Annotated in this window: 16 protein-coding genes and 2 pseudogenes; 6 read left to right on the top strand and 12 right to left on the bottom strand. The window is 67.5% G+C overall.

From position 1 onward, the window contains the following. Positions 1 to 4: 4 nt before the first annotated feature. Genes ctaD through WS54_RS30455 form a run of 3 tightly spaced genes read left to right on the top strand, consistent with a single transcriptional unit; the run spans position 5 to position 4,643 of the window. The gene (ctaD, locus tag WS54_RS30465) at positions 5 to 2,644 is read left to right on the top strand and encodes a cytochrome c oxidase subunit I (RefSeq protein ID WP_059779940.1); all 2,640 of its coding nucleotides are present in this window, start codon (positions 5 to 7) and stop codon (positions 2,642 to 2,644) included. Next, complete coding sequence (locus WS54_RS30460; protein ID WP_059779941.1) at positions 2,641 to 3,042, top strand: hypothetical protein; 402 nt, start codon at positions 2,641 to 2,643, stop codon at positions 3,040 to 3,042. Before ctaD ends, WS54_RS30460 begins: the two co-directional genes overlap by 4 nt. After that, entirely contained in the window at positions 3,033 to 4,643 is a 1,611-nt protein-coding gene (locus tag WS54_RS30455) for a cytochrome c (protein ID WP_059779942.1), read from the top strand. Before WS54_RS30460 ends, WS54_RS30455 begins: the two co-directional genes overlap by 10 nt. Before the next feature lie 94 nt (positions 4,644 to 4,737). On the opposite strand, the gene WS54_RS30450 is transcribed toward WS54_RS30455, so the two are convergent. The 12 genes and pseudogenes from WS54_RS30450 to WS54_RS30395 all read right to left on the bottom strand — a co-directional run bounded on the left by WS54_RS30450 (position 4,738) and on the right by WS54_RS30395 (position 14,660). Beyond that, positions 4,738 to 5,109 (bottom strand): addiction module antidote protein, encoded by a 372-nt coding sequence (locus WS54_RS30450; protein ID WP_059779943.1) that lies wholly within the window; start codon positions 5,107 to 5,109, stop codon positions 4,738 to 4,740. A gap of 2 nt (positions 5,110 to 5,111) precedes the next feature. Next, on the bottom strand, positions 5,112 to 5,408 hold the full coding sequence (locus tag WS54_RS30445) for a type II toxin-antitoxin system RelE/ParE family toxin (RefSeq protein ID WP_059779944.1): 297 nt from the start codon (positions 5,406 to 5,408) through the stop codon (positions 5,112 to 5,114). Positions 5,409 to 5,559: 151 nt separating this feature from the next. Then, positions 5,560 to 5,766: pseudogene (locus WS54_RS30440) on the bottom strand (TolC family protein); the annotation flags it as partial. 102 nt (positions 5,767 to 5,868) lie between these two features. Continuing rightward, positions 5,869 to 7,716, bottom strand: a complete 1,848-nt coding sequence (locus WS54_RS30435) for a tannase/feruloyl esterase family alpha/beta hydrolase (RefSeq protein ID WP_059780004.1) — start codon at positions 7,714 to 7,716, stop codon at positions 5,869 to 5,871. A gap of 130 nt (positions 7,717 to 7,846) precedes the next feature. Further along, positions 7,847 to 8,032, bottom strand: a pseudogene (locus tag WS54_RS30430) (porin); the annotation flags it as partial. Positions 8,033 to 8,228: 196 nt separating this feature from the next. Then, a complete protein-coding gene (locus tag WS54_RS30425; RefSeq protein WP_059779947.1) occupies positions 8,229 to 8,627 on the bottom strand; it encodes a RidA family protein in 399 nt (132 codons plus the stop codon). A 108-nt stretch (positions 8,628 to 8,735) separates the two neighbouring features. Next, entirely contained in the window at positions 8,736 to 9,512 is a 777-nt protein-coding gene (gene benD, locus WS54_RS30420; RefSeq protein ID WP_059779948.1) for a benzoate diol dehydrogenase BenD, read from the bottom strand. Continuing rightward, positions 9,509 to 10,531: a benzoate 1,2-dioxygenase electron transfer component BenC gene (benC, locus tag WS54_RS30415; RefSeq protein ID WP_059779949.1), complete on the bottom strand. Its 1,023-nt coding sequence runs from the start codon at positions 10,529 to 10,531 to the stop codon at positions 9,509 to 9,511. The genes benD and benC overlap by 4 nt, the downstream gene beginning before the upstream one ends. Before the next feature lie 39 nt (positions 10,532 to 10,570). Continuing rightward, positions 10,571 to 11,059 carry a benzoate 1,2-dioxygenase small subunit gene (gene benB / locus WS54_RS30410; protein ID WP_059779950.1) on the bottom strand — a complete coding sequence of 163 codons (489 nt, stop codon included), beginning with the start codon at positions 11,057 to 11,059 and terminating at the stop codon, positions 10,571 to 10,573. Continuing rightward, entirely contained in the window at positions 11,056 to 12,414 is a 1,359-nt protein-coding gene (locus WS54_RS30405) for a Rieske 2Fe-2S domain-containing protein (protein WP_059780005.1), read from the bottom strand. The genes benB and WS54_RS30405 overlap by 4 nt, the downstream gene beginning before the upstream one ends. Positions 12,415 to 12,530: 116 nt before the next feature. After that, positions 12,531 to 13,472 carry a catechol 1,2-dioxygenase gene (gene catA / locus WS54_RS30400; RefSeq protein ID WP_059779951.1) on the bottom strand — a complete coding sequence of 314 codons (942 nt, stop codon included), beginning with the start codon at positions 13,470 to 13,472 and terminating at the stop codon, positions 12,531 to 12,533. Positions 13,473 to 13,523: 51 nt separating this feature from the next. After that, entirely contained in the window at positions 13,524 to 14,660 is a 1,137-nt protein-coding gene (locus tag WS54_RS30395; protein ID WP_059779952.1) for a muconate/chloromuconate family cycloisomerase, read from the bottom strand. 577 nt (positions 14,661 to 15,237) lie between these two features. On the opposite strand from WS54_RS30395, the gene WS54_RS30390 reads away from it, so the two are divergent. The 3 genes from WS54_RS30390 to WS54_RS30380 all read left to right on the top strand — a co-directional run bounded on the left by WS54_RS30390 (position 15,238) and on the right by WS54_RS30380 (position 18,723). Next, positions 15,238 to 15,849 carry a C39 family peptidase gene (locus tag WS54_RS30390; RefSeq protein WP_059779953.1) on the top strand — a complete coding sequence of 204 codons (612 nt, stop codon included), beginning with the start codon at positions 15,238 to 15,240 and terminating at the stop codon, positions 15,847 to 15,849. A gap of 262 nt (positions 15,850 to 16,111) precedes the next feature. Further along, positions 16,112 to 17,581, top strand: a complete 1,470-nt coding sequence (locus WS54_RS30385) for a benzaldehyde dehydrogenase (RefSeq protein ID WP_059779954.1) — start codon at positions 16,112 to 16,114, stop codon at positions 17,579 to 17,581. A 14-nt stretch (positions 17,582 to 17,595) separates the two neighbouring features. Next, positions 17,596 to 18,723, top strand: coding sequence for an NAD(P)-dependent alcohol dehydrogenase (locus tag WS54_RS30380; protein ID WP_059779955.1), 1,128 nt, complete (start codon positions 17,596 to 17,598; stop codon positions 18,721 to 18,723). Positions 18,724 to 18,804 lie beyond the last annotated feature (81 nt).

Raw genomic sequence — 18,804 nt, 5'->3', positions numbered from 1 at the left:
GCCGATGGCCATCGCCCGCGACACGCCCACCCCGCTCAGCCGCGTACCCGATCTCGGCGAAGCGCCGCCCGGTTCCGCGCACGAGCGCGCGCTGGCCGAGCAGTGGGAATCGGAACCCGGCTGGCGCGGCTGGCTCGGCACCGTCGATCACAAACGCATCGGGCTGCGCTACATCGTCACCGCGTTCGCGTTCCTGCTGCTCGGCGGCGTCGAGGCGCTCGTGATGCGCATCCAGCTCGCGCGGCCGAACGCGACGCTGCTCACGCCCGCGCAATACGATTCGCTGTTCACGATGCACGGCGTCACGATGATCTTCCTGTACGCGCTGCCGGTACTGTCCGGTTTCGCGAACTACCTGTGGCCGCTGATGCTCGGCTCGCGCGACATGGCGTTTCCGCGGCTCAACGCGTTCTCGTACTGGGCGTTCCTGTTCGCCGGGCTGTTCCTGTACGCGAGCTTTCCGCTCGGCGCGGTGCCGGACGGCGGCTGGTTCAACTACGTGCCGCTCACGTCGCTCGACTACAGCGCCGGCGCGAACATCGACATCTACGCGCTCGGGATGATCCTGCTCGGCATCTCGACGACGGGCGGCGCCGCGAACTTCGTCGTCACGCTGCTGCGGATGCGCGCGCACGGCATGTCGATCGACCGGCTGCCGATCATCGTGTGGGGCACGCTGACCGCGTCGGTCGCGAACCTGGTCGCGGTGCCGTCGGTGAGCCTCGCGTTCCTGCTGCTGTGGCTCGACCGCAATGCCGGCACGCATTTCTTCGACGTCGCGCACGGCGGCCGGCCGCTGTTGTGGCAGCACCTGTTCTGGATGTTCGCGCATCCGTGGGTTTACGTGGTCGTGCTGCCCGCAATGGGGATCGTGTCGGACGCGCTGCCAACGTTCTGCCGGCGGCCGCTCGTCGCGTACGAGGCCGTCGCGGTGTCGACCGTCGCGACGATGCTGATCGGCTTCGAGGTGTGGGTCCACCACATGTTCGCGACGGGCATCGCGCCGCTCGCGCTCGCGTTCTTCGGCGCCGCGAGCATGCTGATCTCGATTCCGAGCGCGGTCGCGGTGTTCGCGTGGATCGCGACGATCTGGACCGGCCGCCCCGTGTTCCGCACGCCGTTCCTGTATTTCGCGGGCTTCGTGCTGATGTTCGTGATCGGCGGCGTGTCGGGCGTGATGACCGCGGCCGTGCCGCTCGACTGGCAGCTCACCGATACGTACTTCGTCGTCGCGCACCTGCATTACGTGCTGCTCGGCATCAACGTGTTTCCGGTGCTCGGCGGCGTCGCGTACTGGTTCCCGAAATTCACCGGGCGGATGATGAGCGAGCGGTTCGGCCGCTGGACCTTCTGGGTCGTGCTGGTCGGCTTCAATCTCGGCTTCTTCCCGATGCACGTGTCCGGACTGCTCGGGATGCCGCGCCGCATCTATACCTATCCGTCCGGGATGGGGTGGGATACGTCGAACCTGCTGACGACGATCGGCTCGTTCGTGTTCGGGATCGGCATCGCGATGTTCGTCGTCAATGCGCTGGTGAGCGCGCGGCGCGGCGCGCGCGCCGGCGACAACCCGTGGGGCGGCGCCGGCCTCGAATGGTCGGTCGCGTCGCCGACGCCCGTGTACAACTTCGCGGTGCTGCCGCTCGTCGCGTCGCGGCATCCGCTGTGGGAAACGCGCGACGATCCGGCGCGCACCAGCCTGCGGGTCGGCTACCGGCTCGCGGACGGGCGCGAGGCGCTCGCGGTCACGCCGCTCGCCGCGGCGCCCAGCGCGATCCTGAAGATGCCCGAAGACAGTTGCGTGCCGTTCATGCTCGCGCTGCTGGCGACCGGCGTGTTCGCGGCGATGCTCGCGCGCTCGCCGACCCTCGTCTGCGCGGCCGTCGCCGGATGCGCGATCGCCACCGCCGCGTGGCTATGGCCGCGCCGCACGCTCGGGCAGCGCGCGCGCCTGCCGGCCCGCGCCGACACGCAGGCGCCCGCCGCGGCCGCCGGGCCGCATCCGGACGAGCCGCCGTCGGCGACGGCGCCGGCCGGCGCGCCGGCTGCGTGCATCGAGCCGCTGCCGGTCGGCAGTTGCGGCGAGCGCGCGGGCGGCTGGTGGGGCGTGCTCACGCTGATCGTGACCGAGGCCGGGCTGTTCGGCTACCTGCTGTTCTGCTATTTCTACCTGCAGTCGCAATGGTCCGCACCGTGGCCGCCGGAAGGGATGCCGAAGATCGGGCTCGCAGCCGCCAACACGGTCGTGCTGCTGTCGAGCAGCGTGTTCGTGTGGCTCGCGGAACGCGCGGTGCGCGCCGACAGGCAGGCGCGCGCGGTGGCGATGCTCGTCGTCGCGCTGGTGCTCGGCGCCGCGTTCGCGCTGGTCCAGTGGCACGAATGGCGCGACCATCCGTACGGCCCGACCGCGCATCTGTACGGCAGCCTCTACTTCACGATCACCGGGTTCCACCTCGCGCACGTCGTGGCCGGCCTCGCGATCCTCTCGCTGCTCGCCGGGTGGACGGCCGCCGGTTTCTTCGGCCGCGAGCGACGCGTCGCGCTGACGGTCGGCGGGCTCTACTGGCACTTCGTCGACATCGTGTGGCTGTTCATCTTCACCGCGCTGTACGTATCGCCGTTCTGGCTGAGGAGTACCGGATGAACGACACACGCCGCGCGTGGACACCGCTGCTCGCGATCGCGGCCGGCCTCGTCGGCGCGCCCGCGCTGTGGTTCGCGCAGATGCTCGTGTCGGAGACGCTCGCGTCCACCGCGTGCTATCCGCTCGGCGTCGCGCAGGCCGCGCCGCGCTGGGCGCACGTCGGCGTGTGGCTCGCGCTGATCGCGGCGGGCGCGTTCGCGCTGGCCGCGACCTGCGCGACGTGGCTCGCGCACGCGTGGCGGCGCCGGCACGATGCCGAAGCGCCCGCCGCGACGCGCGACGACAGTACGCGCTTTCTCGCGCGCTGCGGGATGCTCGCCGCGCTCGGCTTCGTGATCGGTCTGGTGTTTACGGGGATCGTCACCGCTTTCGTGGGGCCTTGCAGCCCATGGCGCTGATCTCGTTCGCTTCGTTCCCGTTCCGGGCTCCGGGCCACCGCGCAGGGGTCGCGTTCGCGGTATGCGTCGCGCTCGGCGGATGCGACATGCAGCATGACGACAACACCGCCGCACCCGCCGATGCGGCCGACACCGCGTCGGCGGCGCAAGCGCCTGAACCCGCGTCGGGCTGGCGGTTCGTGCGGATTCGCACGGCGGCGGCCGATGCCGGCGCGTCGATGTCCGCTCGTGTGCGAAACGACCCACGCCTTTCCCGGTCGCGGGAGGCGGGGGCGGCGGATTCCGGCGCATCTGGCACATCTGGCGCATCTGGCGCATCTGGCGCGGCCGCGCAGCCGCCGCATGCGGCATCCGCTTCGACCGCCGGCCGCCCGGCGATCGTCGCGGCTGCCGCGAGCGCCGATGCCGCGACGCTCGCGCGCGGCCGCTACCTCGCGCTCGCCGGCGACTGCGCCGCGTGCCACGACGCGGCCGACCATACGCCGTACGCGGGCGGCCAGCCGGTGAATTCGCCGTTCGGGCCGATCTACGCGCCGAACATCACGCCGGACCCGACGCACGGAATCGGCCACTACACGCTGCGCCAGTTCGACGATGCGTTGCGGCGCGGCGTACGCGCGGACGGCAGCCGGCTGTATCCAGCGATGCCCTACCCGTCGCTCGCGCACCTGAGCGACGACGACGTGCGCGCGTTGTATGCGTATTTCATGCGCGGCGTCTCGCCCTCCCCGAACGCGGCGAAACTCACACAGTTGCCGTTTCCGTTCAACCAGCGCTGGGCGCTCGGACTGTGGAGCCTCGCATTCGCGAACCGCGAGCGGTTCGCGCCGCAGCCGTCGCGATCGGCGGAGTGGAATCGCGGCGCCTATCTCGTGCAGGGGCTCGGCCATTGCGGCGCGTGCCATACGCCGCGCGGGCCGGCCTACAACGAACGCGGCTACGACGAGCGCAGCCCCGCGTTCCTCACCGGCGGCATCAACGATCACTGGTTCGCGCCGAACCTGACCGGCGCGGACCCGGACGGCCTCGGCCGCTGGTCGGCCGACGACATCGCCGCGTTCCTGCGCAGCGGCCATGCGGCGCGCGGCGCGGTGTTCGGCGCGATGGCGCCGGTCGTCGGCGAAAGCACCGCGTTGCTGACCGATGCCGACCGCCATGCGATGGCGGTGTACCTGAAGTCGTTGCCGGCGCAACCGACTGCGGCGACGAATCCGCTCGCGGTCGGCGTGCCGCGGCTGACGGTGGCCGGCCCGCGTCCGGAAAGCGGCCAGCAGGCGCCGGGAGCCGGCGTGTATGCGGGGTTCTGTGCGCGTTGCCACGGGGCCGAAGGTCAAGGCGTCCCCGATCGCGGGCCGGCGCTCGCGGGCAGTTCGATCGTGCTCGCAGCCGATCCGACCAGCACGATCCGGATCGTGGTCGAAGGTGCGCGGCCCACGCCGGGGAAGCCAGGGCCGGTGCAGCGGATGCCGGCGATGCGCGGCGCGCTGACGAGCGGCGAGATCGCCGCGGTGGTCAGCTACGTGCGCGGTGCGTGGGGAAATCGGGCTGCGCCGGTGTCGGAGCGGGATGTGAGGCGGTTGCGGGGGGCAATCAAGCGGTAGCGTCGAGCTGCGCTGCGCGCAGGGCTTCGCGCGATGCCGGCCGGATCGATACGGGCAGGCCCGGCGCGAAAGTTCCCGCCCGGCCCTGACGACATCACCCGTGGGCCACCGCCCGTGCTGGCGAACGCGAACGCGTGCGCGAGGTCGGTTCAGGCGCGGCTGCCGCTTCGGCGGTCTGCGTGGTCGGCGCAACGGTCAGATGCAATCCCAACGCGGCGACCACCTTCATGATCGTTGCAAACTCCGCGTTCCCACCTTCCGACAGCGCACGGTAGAGCGCTTCACGCTTCACACCGGACTCGCGCGCCAGCGCCGTCATGCCACGCGCCTTCGCGACGTTTCCGAGCGCGACCTGGATCAGTCGAGGATCCCCATCTTCGAACGCCTGCGCCAGGTAGTGACGAATCGCTTCCTCGTCCTTCAGGTACTTTGCGCCGTCGAATTCGGCCAGTTCGCTGATTTTCATCTTCAATCCTCCAGTTCGGCGGCGATTTGCTTCGCCGTCTTGATGTCCTTCTTCTGCGTCGACTTGTCCCCGCCACACAACACCACGACGATTATCTTTCCGCGTCGCACGAAGTAGGCCCGGTACCCCGGCCCTACATCGATCTTCATTTCGTTGACGCCGTCGCCGATCGCACGCCACTGGCCAAGATTGCCGAGCTTCGCCCGCTCGATGCGTAGGCTGATCGCGGCGCTGCCGACCGGGTCGCGAAGACCATCGAGCCATTTGTCAAATTGGGGAGTGGTCAGGACTTTGAACATGAAGCGATTGTAACCCATAGGGGACATCGCCGCTACTTTCTGCGTTGCTCCCCCTATCCGTTGGCAGTGTGAACGCGCCCAGCACAAGGCGTCACGACCCGCGATCATTCGACGCTTGTCCGGCCCGACCGACCAGGTTTCGATGCCACCGCTACCGGCTCGCAACGGCCTGCGCTTGCGGCGACTCCCATCCGCTGCCGAGCGCCTTGAACGCGGCGACCGCCGCGCGCGCCGCTTCGGTTCGCGCCTGCACGCGTTCGTCCGATGCGCGCAGCTGGCTTTCGTCGGCCTGCAACACTTCGATCGGGCTGCCCCCTTTCTGGTAAGCCGCAAACGATGCGGTCCGCGCCGATTCGAGCCTGCGCAAGAAATTCCGGCTCGCTTGACGCGGCGCGGGCGGCCTGCGCCGCCCGCATCGACACGCACCTGCAACCGCGACACACCGCGGCACCCCCGTCCGTCACTTGCACGAGTAGTTCGCCGCGTCCCTGATCGACCCCGAGCCGTTGTACGTGGCCTTCGTCGGATACATGCACACGGGCTGGCTCGCACTGCCGTCCGCCGATGTGAGGTCGATGCGGGCCGGCGCCTGCCCGTGCTCGACCCAGTCGACCAGCCGCGCGTACAGATCCTGACGGTCCGCATGCGGCAGCGGCACCGTATTCGCCGTCTGCGCGGGGCCGGCCGTGCCGTTCACTCCCCCGTAGCCGCTGCAGTGCCCCATGCCTGGCACGAGGAACAGCCGGTCGAACTGCTGCACCGCCGGTATGCCGCCCATCCGGCTCGCGACGCGTTCGTAGTAGTTGATGCTGCCCGACGGCGTGATCAGCGGATCGGCAAGACCGTGATAGTGCAGGACCTTCGCACCGGCCCGCACGAGCCCCGACAGGTCCGGGTTGTCCGTATTGATGTTGCCGAACGACGGCTGCAGCGCGATACCCTGATCGTACGCATGCGCAAGACCCGCATAGCCGAGGCGCTTCCACTGGTTCGCGCCGTTGCCGGTCGCGTTCGCGAAGCCGGCGCCGGCGATCGTCGGATCCTGCAGCTCCAGCGCGACGAGGTCGGTCGAGATGCTGAACGGGGTCGCGCCGGCCAGCGCGCCGGTGCCCGTGCCGCGCATCAGCCCGAACCACATCTGGTTGCCGGCGAGCGACGTCGCCGTGCCGGTGTCGAGCGCCGGGCTCGGCACCGAGCCGTCGCGCGTCATCCCGTACCAGGTCTTGTTCATCGCGCTCGCCTGCGCGGCCGTCACGCACGCGGCAGTCGTATTCGTTCCGGTGACGGTGCCGACCGTCACGCCCGCGCACAGCACGCTCGCATCCTGCGTCGGATCGTAGCGGCATTGCGCGGGATCCATCAGGTAGCCGAGGTGCTGGCCGGCGACCGCATCGCATGCGCTGACGGCCGCGCCCGACAGCAACGCCTGTTGTGCATCGGTCAACGTCGCGCCGCCGAGATCGGTTTGCGCGACGACCTGCGGATACAGTTCGCCGGTGATGAACTTCGACCAGTTGAACGCGGGGGCGCCGGTCAGGTAGCCGTCGTAGTCGGACGGGTTGTTCTGCGCTTCGTTGTAGCCCTGCCGGCCGCCGGTCGAGCAGCCGTCCCAGTACGCATACTTCTGCGGCGCCGCGTAATAGGCGGCGGCCAGCGCCTTGGTCTTCAGCGCCAGCTCGTGCAGGCTGCGCTGCGCGAAGTCCGTCCACAGCGTCGTGTTGATCGTGCCGTCGGGATTCATCGCGAACGAGCCGTTCTGGATCGTGTGCCCGGTATCCGTCGTGCCGACCACCGCGCCCTCGGACGCCGCGATCGTCGCGGCGCTCGGCGTGCCGCCCGCGCTGGCGATCTTCTTCGGGTCGCCGTACGCACCGCCCTGCCACCCGCCGCCGCCGAGGTTGTGAATCCTGCGATTCCAGTTCGACGGCGCGGGCAGCCAGATTTCCATTCCGATGCCGGCCGACGTCGACGGCGCGCCCGACGGGCCCGTGTTACCGGGGCCGACGTTCAGCTTGACGAGACACAGATCGTTGCCGGCGACGGGCGTCGCCGATGTGACGGCGGACGCATCGAGCGCCAGCGGATCGCCCGCCTTGAACGACTTCACCGCGATCACCGTCGTGTTCGCATCCGGCGCGAATCGCGCCTTCATCGTCTGATCGCAGGTCAACGCGGCGTCGGCCGTGCCGCCTCCAGCATTCCGGACCTCGTTATCGTTGCAACCGGACACAATCAGCATGGCGGCCGCGGACGCCGCGACAGCCATGCCGCAACACCATCCACCACGACGGGTTCTACCGTTGAGCATCGACACCATTGCATCCCTCCGTTGTCTCTCGATCGATTTGCGTACAGGGAAAGCCGATGCCCGCACGAAAACCGCGGGCATCGCATTGCATCGCATGCCGGGCCGCTCATGCGTCGCCCGACACGTCCGGTCAGAACATGTGCCGGATTCCGGCCATCACGCCGACCTGGTTTTGCCCCGGCGCGGGCGTCGTGCCGCCCCCGCCGGCGCTGACCGTGAATGCCGCGTGCGCGCTGTTGGCGAGGTACGCACCCTGCAGGTACACGGCGGTTCGTTTCGACAGGAAATAGGTGCCGCGCAGCGCGCGCATCTCGGCAGGACACGTTCACGTGACAAACGCTGTCATCGGCGACGAACCTTGCGCGAAACCGGTCGTTGCGATTCCGAACAATGCTCCGCCGACGAGATGCCGAAGTCTCATGCTGTCTCCAAACCTGTTGATGGTCGATTCTGTTTATATGTAGAGCTGATTGATCGCATCGACCGACCGGACGGGCGATGCGCCGCCGCGACTAAGGCCGCAGCACCGCCACCGCCTTGATCTCGACGATATAGCCGGGCGAGCCGCCGAGCATGTGCGCGCCGGTCGCGGTCCACGCCGGCCGCGGATGCGCATGGAAATAGCGGTCGCGTACCTGCATGAACAGCGGCAGGTCGCGCATGTCGGTATGGAAGGTCGTGAGGTCGACCACGTCGTCGAACGACGCGCCACAGGCGTCCAGTACGCGCTTGAGGTTCTCGAACGCCTGCACGATCTGGGCTTCGCGGCCCTCGACCAACTGCATCGCCGCGTCGCGGCCGATCTGGCCGGATACGTAAACGGTATCGCCGACCTTGATCGCCGGCGCATAGCCGATTTTTTCGTATACGGCCTCCATGCCGGCCGGGATGATCGCTTCGCGTTTGCTCATGAGTGTCTCCATGGCCGGGCTTGCCGCGCCGGCCTGTTATGTCATGGTCGTCGTGCGCCAGGCCGCGGCACCTGCCCCGTGAGGCAAGCAGCTCGGCGGGCGCGCTCTTCAACCCGTGTCCCCACCCGCGACCGGCAGCACCGTACCCGTGATGTAGCTCGCCTCGTCCGACGCGAGGAACAGGATCGGCGCGATTTGCTCGTCGAGGCTGCCGTAGCGCTTGAAGTACGTCGATTCGGTCACCTGCCGCACGGCCTCGGCCATCCACGCCTGTTCCTGCTCGGTATCGCCGGCCGCATTGCGCGGCACGCGGCGCGGCGGCGCACTGGTGCCGCCCGGCGCGGTGGCGACGACGCGGATGCCGTGTTCCGCGTATTCCATCGCGAGCGCCGACGTCAATGCGTTCACGCCGCCCTTCGCGGCCGAGTACGGCACGCGGCGAATGCCGCGCGTCGCGTTCGACGAGATGTTGACGATCGTGCCGCCGCCGCGCGCGATCAGATGCGGCAGCACCGCATGGCACGCATAAAGCGTCGGCATCAGCGAGCGGCGGATTTCCGCGTCGATCTGCGCGGGCTCGAACTCGGCGAACGGCCGCATGCGGATCGCGCCGCCGACGCCGTTGATCAGGATGTCGATGCCGCCGAAGGCCTGCACCGCGTACGCCATCGCCGCATGCGCGCCTTCGTATGTCTCGAGATCCGCGACGAAGCCGGCCGTATCGCCGCCCGGCGCTTGCGCGGCCACCTCGGCCACGAAATCCGCGCGATCGACGAACAGCACCCTGCCGCCCTCGGCCGCCGCGCGCAGTGCGACGCCGCGACCGATGCCCTGCGCCGCGCCGGTGACGACGACGACCTTGCCGGAGAATCGTTGCATGGTCATGCCGCCTTTGCCGTGACGTTGGGGGTGAACTTCTCGTAGTGGAAACTGTTCGGCTTCACGCCTGCGTCGTCGAAATACTGGCGCACCGCATCGACCATCGGCGGCGGCCCGCACAGATACACGTCGACGTCGCCGTCGTTCAGCGCGTCGGCCGGGATGTGCTGCGTGACCCAGCCCTTGCGCGGATGGTTCGACGCGGCGTCGGCGACGACCGTCGCGAAGCTGAAGTTCGGCAGCTTCGCCGCGAGCGCTTCGATCGCGTCGACCAGCACGAGATCGAGGTCGCGCGTGACGCCGTAGATCAGGTGCACCTTCTGCTGCGAGCCGCTTCGCGCGAGCACGTCGAGCATCGACAGGAATGGCGCGAGGCCCGTGCCGCCGGCGAGGAACAGCAGCGGCCGCTGCACGTCGCGCAGATAGAAGCTGCCGAGCGGCCCGTGCAGCTCGAGCGTGTCGCCCGGCCGCGCCGATTCGAGCCATGTGCTCATCACACCGCCGGGAATCTTCTTGATCAGGAAGCCGACCTTCGCGTCGCCCGGCGCGGACGAGAACGAATACGAGCGGTGCTGGCCGCTGCCCGGCACGCCGATGTTCACGTACTGGCCCGGGAGAAACACCGGCGCGCTCGCGCCGACGTCGAGTTCGAGCACGACGGCCGCATCGTTGTGCTGCTCGATCTTCGCGACCGTCGCCGCAAAGCTGCTCTGCCCGGTCTTGCAGGCGACCGACGACGTCGGCACCGCGATCACGCAATCGCTTTGCGGCACCATCTGGCAGGTCAGCACGAGGCCGCCGTCCTTCTCGTCCTCGGTGAGCGCGTCGTCGATGTAATCGTCGCCGAGGTCGTAGCGGCCGCTTTCGGCGCGGCACTTGCAGGTACCGCACACGCCGTCGGAACAATCCATCGGCAGGTTGATCTTCGCGCGAAAGGCCGCGTCGAGCACCTTCTCGCCGGCCTTGCAGTCGATGAAGCGGGTGACCCCGTCTTCGAAATTCAGTGCAATCTTGTAGGTGGACATGACGTCGCCTCCCTTTCCTTCCTGTCGAAACGATCGGCGTCAGACGTGGTACACGTCGAGCACCTGCCGGATGTAATCGTTCTTCAGCACGATCTTCTTGTTCGAGATCAGCAGCGCGTCGTCCACCTTGCGCAACGTGACGAACATCGTGCCGAAGAAGTGATCGGTCACGCGGTAACGGTGGTTCAGCGTGTGAAAGTTGTAGCGCACGTCCACCTCGTCGTCGCGTTCGGCCAGCACCTCGACGTTCGTCACGTTGTGGCTGGTGCGCGGCTCGGGCGTCGACGCGCCGCTGCGCTCGGTCTTGATCCGGAATACGCGATCCTCGAGACCGCCGCGATCCGCGTAGTACATCAGCGAGATCTGGCTGGTCGGATCGTCGGTCGGGCGATCGTCGTCGTCCCACGCGGGCATCCAGTACGTGACGTCCTCGGCGTAGCAGGTCAGCCATTCGTCCCACGCACGATCGTCGAGCAGGCGCGTTTCGCGATACAGCGCCGCGCAAATCGTCCGGTAATCGAAGCTCATGCCGCCACCTCCCCGCGTTCCTTCTTCAGCGCATCGCGCATCACGTTCACCCAGTGTTCGTGCTGACACACGAACAGCCCTTCGTCCTCACTGCGCTCGCCGGAAATGCGCGGGTTCAGCCCCATCCTTCTCGCGTTCTCGTCCGGCCCATCGATCCACAGCGGCGCGCCGCGCGACAGGTCGTTCCACATCGCCGTGATGCCCGCATAGCCGGCCTGGCACGCGCGGAATTCCTCGAGATCGTCGGCCGTGCCCATGCCGGTCACGTTGAAGAAATCCTCGTACTGGCGAATCCGCGTCGTGCGATCCGCTTCACTCTCGCCCTTCGGCGCGAAGCAGAAGATCGTGACCTCGGTCCTGTCGACGCCGAGCGGCCGCACCACGCGAATCTGCGTGCTGAACTGGTCCATCAGGAACACGTTCGGGTACACGCACAGGTTGCGCGTCTGGTTCACGATGAAATCGGCCTGCACGTCGCCGACGCGCGCACGGATTTCGTCGCGATGCCGGTACACGGGCCGCACTTCCGGGTTCATCGTTCGGGTCCACAGCAGGATGTGGCCGTGGTCGAAGCCGTACACGCCCGCGACCGACTTGCTCCAGCTGTTCGCATCGACCGCCTTGGTGCCGTCTTCCTTGCGACGGCCCATCGTCGCCGCATAGTTCCAATGCACGGTGCTGACGTGATAGCCGTCGCAGCCGTTCTCCATCTGCATCTTCCAGTTGCCTTCGTAGATGTAGGACGAGTTGCCGCGCAGCACTTCGAGGCCGTTCGGCGCCTGGTCGACGATCTGGTCGATGATCACACGCGCCTCGCCGAGATAATCCTCGAGCGGCAGGACGTCCGCATTGAGGCTGCCGAACAGGAAGCCGCGATAGTTCGCGAAGCGCGCGACCTGCTTCAGGTCGTGCGAGCCGTGCGTGTTGAACTGCACCGGGTATTCGGTCGTCTTCTCGTCCTTCACCTTCAGCAGCTTGCCGGTGTTCGAGAAGGTCCAGCCGTGGAACGGGCACGTGAAGCTGCCCTTGTTGCCGTGCTTGCGGCGGCACAGCATCGCGCCCTTGTGCGCACACGCATTGATGACCGCATGCAGCTCGCCGGTCTTGTCGCGCGTGATGACGATCGGCTGGCGGCCGATCCACGTCGTGTAGTAATCGTTGTTGTCCGGAATCTGGCTTTCGTGCGCCAGATATACCCAGTTGCCCTCGAAGATGTGCTTCATCTCGAGCTCGTACAGCTCCGCGTTCGTGAAGATGTCGCGGCGGCAGCGGAAGACGCCGGCCTCCTTGTCATCCTGCACGGCGGTTTCGAGCAGGTGATCCAGTGTGTCGGTGTGGTCGATCGTGGCGGACATGATGGCTCCTTCCATGCGCGTGCCGCGTCCTGCAAGCACGCTCGCATCGGTATCGGTTGAATCTCGGGGGACCGGCCGACAGCGGCGGCGCACGCGCGCCGCCGTGCCGCCGGCGGTTATGCCGCGGCGGAAGCGCGCGGGCGTTCGACGATCTGGTTGTCCCGGCCCTGCACCAGCGGCGTCAGCACGAAATTGAACTCGATGTCCTGGTACGCATCGGCCTTCATGCCGAGCGCCGTGCCGCCGGTCCTGGCGACCACGGGCGGAATCAGCTCCTCGCGCGTCGCGTACGCGAAGTCGTCCCAGATCAGCGGATCGCCGTCGATGTTGAACTGCGTCGTCAGCTTGCGATGGTCGTCGCTCGTCACGAAGAAGTGCACGTGCGCCGGGCGGTTGCCGTGGCGGCCGAGACGGTCGAGCAGTTGCTGCGTCGCGCCCTGCGGCGGGCAGCCGTAGCCGACCGGCATCAGCGTGCGGAATTCGTATTTGCCGTCCGCACCCGTCCTCACCGCGCCGCGCAGGTTGAAATCGCTCTGCGCGCCGGTCGGGTCGAAGTGCGAGTAGAAGCCATGCGAGTTCGCGTGCCAGCACTCGACCAGCGCGCCGGCCACCGGCTTGCCGTCGAGGCCCGTGACCGTGCCGTGGATCACGAGCGGGCCCGCGCCGTCGTCGGCATCGAGGTCGATCTTCGCGACGCCTTCGCGCACCGGTGCGCCGGCCACGTACAGCGGCCCTTCGATCGTGCGCGGCGTGCCGCCGTGCAGCCCGATCGCTTCGTCCTCGGCGTCCATCCGGATGTCGAGATATTTCTCGAGACCGAGGCCGGCCGCGAGCAACGCTGCTTCGCCATCCTGACCAAGTTTGTTCAGATAGTTCACGCCGGCCCACACTTCGTCGGGCGTGATGTCGAGATCGTCGATCGCCTTGAACAGGTCGCCGAGCAGGCGCAGCACGATCTGCTGCGCGCGCGCGTCGCCCTTCGTGCCGTTCGCGCCCGCGTTCGACGCGGCCTTCAGCAGGTCTTGCACTTCCCGGGTATCGAAAACTTTGACGCTCATGATGCTGTCTCCACGTGTATTTGGGGGAATGACGGTCTTTGCCTGACTCGGTTACCGCACGACTTTCGTCAGCCCGTCGCGGGTGAAGCGCCTGACCTTGTCCTCGTCGAGCGCGATGCCGAGACCGGGGCCGTCCGGCACGGTCAGTTCGAAGTCGCTGTAGTCCAGCGGCTGCGTCAGGATTTCTTCGGTGATCAGCAGCGGCCCGAACAGCTCAGTGCCCCACTGCAGGTTCGCGACACTCGCGAACAGGTGCGCGGACGCCACCGTGCTGAACGCACCTTCGAGCATCGTGCCGCCGTACAGCTCGATGCCGGCCGCGTCCGCGATCGCGGCCACGCGCTGCGCGGCGAAGAGGCCGCCGCTTTGTTCGATCTTGACCGCGAACACGTCCGCGCCGTGATGCTTCGCGATCTCGAATGCGCTGTCCGGGCCCTGCAGGATTTCATCGGCCATCAGCGCGACGGGGAAGCGGCGCATCAGGCGCGCCAGCGCCGCCGCGGACGCCACCGGCTGCTCGACCAGCTCGCAGCCCGCATCGGCCAGCGCCGGAATCGCGCGAGCGGCCTGCGTCTCGCTCCACGCCATGTTCACGTCGACGCGCACCGACGCGCGCTCGCCGAGCGCCTTCTTGATCTCGGCCACGTGGCGGATATCCGTTTCCGGCGCTTTCGCGCCGATCTTCAGCTTGAATACGTTGTGGCGGCGCAGGTCGAGCATCCGTTCTGCTTCGGCGATGTCGGTGGACGTGTCGCCCGACGCGAGCGTCCACGCGACCGGCAGGCGATCGCGGCGACGGCCGCCGAGCAGTTCGCTGACCGGCACGCCGAGCCGCTTGCCGTGCGCGTCGAGCAGCGCGGTTTCGAGCGCGCTCTTCGCGAAGTGGTTGACCTTCGCGAGCTTGCCGACGAACGCCATCAGCGTCTGGACGCGCGTCGCGTCCTTGCCGACGATCGCCGGCGCGAGGTACGCGTCGATCGCGAGCTTCATCGCTTCCGGGCTTTCCGGGCCGTAGGCCATTCCGGCGATCGTCGTGCCTTCGCCGATACCGACCGCGCCGTCGCTGCAGAACACCTTCACGAGCATCAGCGTCTGGCCGTGCATCGTGGCCACCGACAGCTTGTGCGGACGGATCGTCGGCAGATCGACGAGGCGGGTTTCGATGCGTTCGATGGTGGCGGAGGACATGGGGCACGCTGCGTGGGGGGAGTTCATGGGACGGATTTATACGCGGCGGGGAAATGGAGCGTCCAATACTTTTGGTCGGGATTTTTGATACCTGGTGGGTATGGAAATCGTGGTCAATATCCGAAATATTGCGTTGCACCATACCTGATTTGGTTAGGTATGCGGGCTGGAAGGCTTGCTGGAGGGCGGTCGCGGGGTACGGGATGCTGCTTGGGTAGGAGCGCGACGCGGCTGCGTTCTGCAGCGGGAAAATCGGCCGAAATCGGCGGCCGGCCCGCGTCGGTCAGGGTTTTCCTGATGGGGAAACGGTGCGCCGGCCGACAAGAGCAGGCTGCACGTGAGGTGCTTATCAACGATTCGGAGATAGTCCAATATAAAAATGCTTCATCATCCATCCATGATTTAGCCCCTGACAATTCCATCAGGATATCCCACAATAAAAACAATAGTCGTCGTATATAGTTAAATTCAGACTTAAGTTAAATATTTTTTTACCCCCCCTTTATAATTCATGAGTTTGCTTTCGTGACCGGTACGCGAAAATGTACTCGCAGCACTTCTGTTCATAGGATGAAAAATGATTGACGTGCCGTATTTTTCGCAATGGGAATCGAGGGCCTTGATCTCTCGATTCGTGTCGCGCGAACTGCGCGCCGAGGACGATCCGCTCTGGCGTAATTCAGGCGCCAGCAGTCCGGCCGAGTATGCTCAATGGAGCCCGCACATTTGCGGCATCACATGCTTGAAGATGCTGTTGGCACATCGCACCGCGCGAGTGATCCCGCTGTTGGAACTCGTGCGTGAGGCCGTAACCTTCGGTGTCTATCAACCCGAGATCGGCGACAAAGGAAAGCGCCTGCTCTATCGACCATTCGTCAACTGGATCCGCGAGCGCTTTCAGATTGACGGTCGTGTCGTCGAGCATACGGAATCGTCTACGATCGAATGCAGTTTGCGTGACGGATATATGTTCATGGCGTCCGTTCACCCGGGAATCCGGCATGCGGGGTTTGAGCCTCCAACGCGTGGCGGGCATCTTGTCCTGGTGATCGGGGTCGATCCCGTGACCGACGAGTGGGTATTTCACAATCCGTCAGGCTTTGAACACAACACGCAGGAATACGTGTCGATGGCGCGTAGTACATTCGATCGCTATTTCGCAAACAGGGGGATTCTGATTGCGCCATAAGCGCACAAAAGACACAGCACACGCCCCGCCGCACCAGCCATACCTGTCGTGTCATCCGACGGCATGCGGCAAAGCCTCCCACAGCAACTGTTCAGTTTCCGCACACAGAATCGCAAACACCCCCCAATCCACGCGCCCTCCGCTCGTGGGAAGAAACCCGGATAGCTCCGCCTCTCCGCCCCCGCCTACCCTCCCGCGCATGCCGGCCAGCACCCAAGCACCAATCCCGCCCCGGCCGATCCGAATTTCCCCAGGAGCGCACATGGATAGCACCACCCCCGCCCTATTCGACCCCGACGTCTGGCGCGGCAAGACCTTCACCGGACGCTGGCACGCGAGCCCGCACGCGTCCGACGTGATCGAACCGGCGACCGGCAACACGCTGGGCCGCATCGGTCTCGCCGACGGCGCGGCCATCGCCGAAGCATCGGCCACCGCCCACCGCACCCAACCCGCATGGTTCTCGCTGCCCTACGACGAGCGCGCAGCGGTCCTGCGCCGCGCGGCGGCCGTCGCGCAAACGCACTTCGACGCAATCGTCGACTGGCTCGTACGCGAAAGCGGCTCGACGCGCGCGAAGGCGGCGTTCGAAACGTCGGTCACGATCAAGGCGCTCCACGAAGCAGCCGGCCTGCCATCGCGCGCGGCCGGCGAAGTGCTCCCGTCCGCAGCCGGCCGGCTGTCGCTCGCGCGCCGCCGCCCGCGCGGCGTGGTCGGCGTGATCTCGCCGTTCAACTTCCCGCTGTACCTCGCGATGCGTGCGGTCGCGCCCGCGCTCGCACTCGGCAACGCGGTCGTGCTCAAGCCCGATCCGCGTACCGCCGTATGCGGCGGCGTCTCGATCGCGCGCGTGTTCGAGCTCGCCGGCTTGCCCGAAGGCGTGCTGCACGTGCTGCCCGGCGACGGCGCGGCCGGCGCGGCGCTGGTCGCCGATCCGCACGTCGCGATGATCCAGTTCACCGGCTCCACCGCGGCCGGGCGCAAGGTCGGCGAAGCGGCGGGCCGCCACCTGAAGAAGGTGTCGCTCGAACTCGGCGGCAAGAACTCGCTGATCGTGCTCGACGATGCCGATCTCGACCGCGCGATCGCCAACACCGCATGGGGCGCGTACCTGCATCAAGGCCAGATCTGCATGGCGACCGGCCGCGTGCTCGTGCAGCGCGCGATTCACGACCGCTTCGTCGCGAAGCTCGTCGAGAAGGCGCGCAGCCTGCGCGTCGGCGACCCGGCCGCCGGCGACGTCGGCCTCGGCCCGCTGATCAACGCCGCGCAACGCGACCATGCCGCGAGCCTGGTCGACGCGGCGCGCCGCGCGGGCGCCCGCGTCGAGACGGGCGGCGGCCATCGCGGCCTGTTCTTCGAGCCGACGGTGCTGAGCGGCGTCGCGCCGGGCAATCCGGCTTTCGACGAGGAGATTTTCGGGCCGGTGGCGGTCGTCGTGCCGTTCGATACCGACGAAGATGCGATCGCGCTCGCGAACCGGACCGAATACGGGCTGTCGATGGCGATCCTGTCGGCCGACGTCGGCCGCGCGCTACGCATCGGCGAGCGCTTGAACACGGGGCTGCTGCACATCAACGACCAGACGGTCAACGACGAGGCGATCAACCCGTTCGGCGGCGTCGGCGCGTCGGGCAACGGCTCGAGCATCGGCGGTGCGGCAAACTGGGAAGAATTCACGCAGTGGCAGTGGCTGACGATCAAGGGCGAAGCGCCGCTCTATCCGATTTGACGAGGAGACCGACCATGTACACCGAACACGATACACGCGCCGTCACCGCGGCCGTCGCGCGCGCCGCCGGCGCGCCCTTTTCGATCGAAGCGGCCCGGATCCGCGCGCCGCGCGGCGACGAGGTGCTGGTGCGCGTCGTCGCGACCGGCTTGTGCCATACCGACCTGATCGTGCGCGACCAGTACTATCCGGTGCCGCTGCCGGCCGTGCTCGGTCACGAAGGCGCGGGCGTGGTCGAGGCGGTCGGCCCGAACGTGAAGACGCTCGCCGCGGGCGATCACGTCGTGCTGACCTACGGTGCGTGCGGCCACTGCGCATCGTGCGTCGGCGGTCACGGCGCGTATTGCCGGCAGTTCTTCGCGCTGAATTTCGGCGGCGCCGATGCCGACGGGCAGACCGCGATCCGGGACGAAGCCGGGCAACCGCTGCACGATCATTTCTTCGCGCAGTCGTCGTTCGCGAGCTACGCGCTCGCGCGCGAGAACAACGCGATCAAGGTGCCGAAGGAAGCGCCGCTCGAGCTGCTCGGCCCGCTCGGCTGCGGGATCCAGACCGGCGCGGGCGCGGTGATCCATTCGCTCGCGGTGCGCCCGGGCAGCAGCTTCGCGAGCTTCGGCGCGGGCGCGGTCGGCATGAGCGCCGTGATGGCCGCGCGCATCGCGGGCGCGACGACGATCATCGCCGTCGACATCGTGCCGTCGCGGCTCGCGCTGGCGCTCGAGCTCGGCGCGACGCACGCGATCGACAGCCGGGAAGTCGATGTCGTCGACGCGATCCGCGAGATCACCGGCGGCGGCGCCGACTTCGCGCTCGAATCGACCGGGCTGCCGGCCGTGCTGTCGCAAGGGATCGAAGCGCTCGGCTCGCGCGGCACGATGGGCGTGGTCGGTGCGCCGAAGCTCGGCACGAAGGCCGAATTCGACGTGAACAGCCTGCTGCTCGGCGGCCACACGATTCGCGGCATCGTCGAAGGCGACAGCGTGCCGCAGACGTTCATCCCGCAGCTCGTGCAACTGTACCTGCAGGGGCGGTTTCCGTTCGACCGGCTGGTGAAGTTCTATCCGCTCGACCAGATCAACCAGGCGGCGGAGGACAGCAGCGACGGGAGCACGCTCAAGCCGATCCTGCGTTTGCCGCAGTAGGTGCGGGGCACCGCCGGTCGCCCGCCGACGCCAACCGGCGTCATGCGGCGGGCGCCCTTGCCGGGAACGAAAATACCCGGC

It is taken from the genome of Burkholderia sp. NRF60-BP8 (genome assembly GCF_001522585.2).
In the GTDB taxonomy this organism is placed as follows: domain Bacteria; phylum Pseudomonadota; class Gammaproteobacteria; order Burkholderiales; family Burkholderiaceae; genus Burkholderia.
Note: the sequence above shows the minus strand (reverse complement) of the source record. Positions and strands in the feature narration are given on the sequence as shown.